We start from the raw sequence: 3,267 nt of genomic DNA, 5'->3' as shown, positions 1-3,267 counted from the left end.
TAGTAAAAAGTGGTTTACCTTATGATGCAAATTATAAAAGTACTTTGGTTTAAAAAAGTATAAAATTTACTTGTTTTTTACCTCAGTTCTTTGTTACCTGCTGGTTTTTTTTATTTCTTTTCAATTTTTCCGTTTTCCAAAATTTGATACTCGACTTTCCCTGTCGTCATTTTCATGCTTTCTTCGATAATGTCCGTTTCATCTTCATTAAATTCCCAATGTTTAACAGTATCAAGAACTATTATTGTCCTGTCAGCGTTGAAGGTCAAATGTTCTATTGCTTCATATCCCATGTCCTGCCCACTCTTATCGTAAAATCCTGTCGAGTCAATTTTGTTTCCTTTTAAATCATAGGTTGTCAAAAAAGGTACAAGTCCCCAATCGCCAATCGAGCAATCAATAATTCCAACCGTCTTCTCATCCTGATAATAGATACCTAAAGGTTGACTTGTCCATGTGTGTTTATACTTCTCAAAATTCTTTTTGTCAAAGTTCTTCGATATTTTAGGAAGCTGTCCAAGAGGATTTGTTTCTAGTGGAAGTTTAATACGGTCAAGTGTCGAGATATAACTTGCAAAATCTGAACTAATCTTCTCGGTTACTTTTGCTGATTCCGTTGAACTTTTCTTATTTGTTGAACTATTACAACCTAATAAAACGGTTAGAAGAATAGTTGCTATAATTATTTGTCTCATTGTCGTTTTTTATGCTTGCAGGTAACGTTGATGTATATGGAAAGTTGCGTTTTTGTGTGCGAGGATTTTCCGAAGGAAAATCAGATGCAAGCAAACAAAGCAACTCACATTGGTTTAGCTAAAACTAGCAATTTTTTATATACGGTGTTAGCTTTAGTTTTTTAATTCAGACGTTTCTTTTATTTCCGTTATATTCTTTCCGAAAACATTATTCTTTATTTTCTGATAGGCGGCAATTCCAACAACAAATTGCAATAGAAAAACAAAAACTATTGAAAAACCAATTAGTGTCAAATACAAATCAGGTTTAATTCCTTTGAAATATATAAATCCAATCATAATAATAGCCATATAACCAAATGACCTTTTATTTGGATATGGAATCATTCTTTTTAAAGTTCTATTTTCAAATTGAAATAAGAAATACGGAGAATAATAGTCTGCATAATTTTCAGGTTTGTAACGTATTATATATTCATTCTCTTTTTTCCATTTTGTCGAGATTGATGAGCCATTTTTCAAAAACACTTTTTTAGTTTCTCCGAGTTGAGAAGGTGTGAATTCCATTGAAATATGATTCATTTTATCGAATGTCATTTAATTAAAGCTAACGTATTTGGCTATGGTTTCGTTGCGTGAAAATCCGCGAGGATTTTCCGCCGTAAACCGAAGATAGCAAATTTGCGAGGACTTTCTGAGAGGAAAGTCAGAAGCAATGAACTATAGCCGGTGTTGTACACAGTATTTATTTTATTAATTCTATTTGGTATTTCGTAGCGTCAAAAGCCGCTTGTAAACCTCTCAAATTTGGTTCAGATTTGTTTTGTTCGAATAATTCAGTCAAGTGTTCAGTTTGTTTGGTAACATTATCATTCTCTCTTTTAAAGATTTGATATTTTAAGAGAATTAAATTCGCCATAATTTTATCAGAAATACTTATGTCACTTTGGTTTAGATATTCCGCTATTGTACTTTCTATCTCGGAATCGTTTTCGGATAGTTCATCGAATAAGTAGGCATTAGCCAAGTCAGATTTATTCATAGTTGAGTAATCGTTCTGGTCCGACATATCTTTTCGGTAAGTCATTTTGTTTCCATTTAGAAAATACCATCTGGTGTAGGAATCATTTTCCATTTTAATTTCTTTTTCGAATGCTTTTTCCTTTACAGTCCAATTTGTGAAAGCAATTAAAAGTTCAGTTCCGTTATCTTTCTTTAAAATGGCAAATCGAATCAAGTAATTTCTTTTCCCAGGTTTTTCAATTTCGACGTCTAATTTGTTTTCTACCGAAACATATTTTTTAAGAGCTTTTAAAATAGAAGAAACATCTTCGGGACTTGCTTCTGGAAATAGATTTTCTCTTAAAAACAAGTCGATGTATAGATAATGAGTTAAATAAAAATCATCGATTTTTAGGTAATTAGCCTCTGTTAAATGGTCTGTTTTAATATTAATTTTTTTCGATTGAGAATATCCAAAATTTGTGAATATTGCTACAAGTAAAAGTGTTATTATTTGTCTATTCATTTGTTAGGTTATATTGTGTACAACGTGTTTGGCTATGGTTTCGTTGCGTGAAAATCCGCGAGGATTTTCCGCCGTAAACCGAAGATAGCAAATTTGCGAGGACTTTCCGATAGGAAAGTCAGAAGCAATGAACTATAGCCGGTGTTGCCTACAGTTTTTTATTTCAATTCATAATTATAGTCAGATTCACTGTTCCAAAAATCAGTCAATCTTTTTTGTCCATTTGCGTAATCCAATTCAGCGTTCCGATTAGTTTTTAATACTCCCAATAGTTTTTTGTCAGATTCCATTTTTTCTTTAATCGCAGGAATTTGTTGTGCGATTTGGGAATCAGTTAAACCTCTTTGTTTTAAATCGGATTTTATTGATTCTAAATCCAATTTCAAATAATTTTCCATACTCGAAATAATTCCATTCAATAAGTTTGTATCCATAACCATAAAATCAAATTTTACAGGTGTTTTGTCCAATGGAATAGTTTTGTCATAATAATGCTTTAACTCCGTATTTTGAATCATTTGTTCTTTTGTCAGTTCTACAATTCCATTTGAGTCGGTTGGTATGAAACTGTATGTGTAATAACTCAATGAGTCAATATAAATGTTGAGATGACAGAGTACGCTTTCTAACTTTAGATTCTCTCCGTTTTTATCTTTTAATTGAACGGAAAATTTATTCGGTAAAATCGGATGTTTTTTATTTTCCAATTCCTTTGCGTATTTGGCAAATTTTTCTGGACTATCAATTCCCATATCAATTTTTTTATCGTCTTTACAAGAGAAAGTCAGTATTAATATCAGTATGTAGAGTGTTTGTTTCAAATTGTAGGCAACGGTCTTGTATATGAAAAGTAGCGGATTTTATACACTAACTTTTCGGATTATAACAAACTTTTAATATATTCATTTTCTTTCGATTAAGTGACTAAACCGCTATTTTTTATATACGTCTTAAGTTAGCAATTGTTTAAATTTAGTAATATAAATCAGAAAGAAAAAAGCGTAGAGTAAGGTTATGTTATACGTTGAAACCTAGATTTCGTCA

Annotated in this window: 4 protein-coding genes; all 4 read right to left on the bottom strand. The window is 31.3% G+C overall.

Annotation, left to right across the window (positions count from 1 at the left end; translation table 11 throughout):
• Positions 1-110 precede the first annotated feature (110 nt).
• The 4 genes from C8N26_RS00095 to C8N26_RS00075 all read right to left on the bottom strand — a co-directional run bounded on the left by C8N26_RS00095 (position 111) and on the right by C8N26_RS00075 (position 2,975).
• The gene (locus tag C8N26_RS00095) at positions 111-695 is read right to left on the bottom strand and encodes a hypothetical protein (protein ID WP_120185523.1); all 585 of its coding nucleotides are present in this window, start codon (positions 693-695) and stop codon (positions 111-113) included.
• A gap of 153 nt (positions 696-848) precedes the next feature.
• The gene (locus C8N26_RS00090) at positions 849-1,292 is read right to left on the bottom strand and encodes an OadG family protein (RefSeq protein WP_120185522.1); all 444 of its coding nucleotides are present in this window, start codon (positions 1,290-1,292) and stop codon (positions 849-851) included.
• A 148-nt stretch (positions 1,293-1,440) separates the two neighbouring features.
• Positions 1,441-2,223 carry a hypothetical protein gene (locus C8N26_RS00080; protein ID WP_120185521.1) on the bottom strand — a complete coding sequence of 261 codons (783 nt, stop codon included), beginning with the start codon at positions 2,221-2,223 and terminating at the stop codon, positions 1,441-1,443.
• Positions 2,224-2,381: 158 nt separating this feature from the next.
• Complete coding sequence (locus tag C8N26_RS00075; RefSeq protein WP_147418465.1) at positions 2,382-2,975, bottom strand: hypothetical protein; 594 nt, start codon at positions 2,973-2,975, stop codon at positions 2,382-2,384.
• Positions 2,976-3,267 lie beyond the last annotated feature (292 nt).

It is taken from the genome of Tenacibaculum lutimaris (assembly GCF_003610735.1).
In the GTDB taxonomy this organism is placed as follows: Bacteria; Bacteroidota; Bacteroidia; order Flavobacteriales; family Flavobacteriaceae; genus Polaribacter; species Polaribacter lutimaris.
Note: the sequence above shows the minus strand (reverse complement) of the source record. Positions and strands in the feature narration are given on the sequence as shown.

Excerpts from the sequence above, each read along its gene's own strand:
- C8N26_RS00095 (WP_120185523.1), bottom strand. The coding sequence starts at position 695 with ATGAGACAAATAATTATAGCAACTATTCTTCTAACCGTTTTATTAGGT.
- C8N26_RS00075 (WP_147418465.1), bottom strand. The coding sequence starts at position 2,975 with ATGGGAATTGATAGTCCAGAAAAATTTGCCAAATACGCAAAGGAATTG.
- C8N26_RS00090 (WP_120185522.1), bottom strand. The coding sequence starts at position 1,292 with ATGACATTCGATAAAATGAATCATATTTCAATGGAATTCACACCTTCT.
- C8N26_RS00080 (WP_120185521.1), bottom strand. The coding sequence starts at position 2,223 with ATGAATAGACAAATAATAACACTTTTACTTGTAGCAATATTCACAAAT.